This is a genomic window from Methylobacterium tarhaniae (assembly GCF_001043955.1).
Taxonomy (GTDB): Bacteria; Pseudomonadota; Alphaproteobacteria; order Rhizobiales; family Beijerinckiaceae; genus Methylobacterium; species Methylobacterium tarhaniae.
Genome location: NZ_LABZ01000427.1, coordinates 1 through 1,020 on the forward strand (window position 1 = coordinate 1; position 1,020 = coordinate 1,020).

A 1,020-nucleotide genomic window follows, 5' to 3' on the forward strand; every position below is an offset into this window, starting at 1 on the left:
TCCCGAACTCGCCCGACATCGTGTCGATCGAGCGGATCGAGGTGCTGAAAGGTCCCTCGGCCTTCCTGTACGGACGGGGTGATCCGGGCGGCACCTTCAACATCGTGACGAAGCAGCCGGTGCCTGAGCGCTCCTTCGCGATCGGCACGCAATACGGCAGCTACAACACCAAGCGCAGCACCTTCGACGCCACCGGCGCCCTCGACGAGGGCGGCACGGTGCTGGCCCGCCTCACCGGCGCGGTGGAGGATAACGGCAGCTTCCGCGATTTCGTCCACAGCGACCGCTACTACCTCGCCCCCGTCATCGCCTGGAAGCCGAACGCCGACACCACGGTGACGCTGGAGGGCGAGTTCATCAGCGCCGGGCAGATCTTCGACCGCGGCATCGTGCCGTTCCGCGGCGACCTGCGGGCGGTGCCGCGCAGCCGCTACATCGGCGAGCCGGGCCTCGCCCCGTTCCGCAACGACAACGCCCTCGGCCAGTTGCGCGTCGAGCACAGGCTCAACTCGGACTGGGTGCTGAACGCGGGCGCGCAGGTTCTCGCCGGCAACATCGCCGGCGACGCGGTGCAGACCGTGGGCTTCCTCGGCGACGGGCGCCTGCTCCGGCGCACCCTCGACCGGCGCGAGCTGACCTGGTCCGACCTCGACCTGCAGATCAATCTCGCGGGCAAGTTCGAGACCGGCTTCCTGCGCCACACCCTCCTCGTCGGCCTCGAACGCGACAGCCTGCGCTACCGCGAGGACATCACGCGCTCGAACTTCAACGCCAACCCCTTCGTCCTCGACCTGTTCGCGCCCCGCTACGGACAGCCCCTGCCCGCCCTCACCGTGCCGAGCAGCAACCTGCTGCAGAACACGACGAGCTACGCCGGCTACGTCCAGGACCAGATCGACCTCACGCCCAAGCTCCATGCCCTGGTCGGCGTGCGCGTCGAGGACATCACCCTCGACACGACCAGCTACATCAACAACACGACCACGCGATCGCAGGGCACGGCCGCGACGCCGCGCTTCG

The 1,020-nt window shown here is 68.7% G+C and carries 1 protein-coding gene; it reads left to right on the forward strand.

Annotated elements, in window-relative coordinates:
* On the forward strand, nt 1-1,020 hold a 1,020-nt coding region (locus tag VQ03_RS30430; RefSeq protein ID WP_048454677.1), incomplete at both ends, for a TonB-dependent siderophore receptor.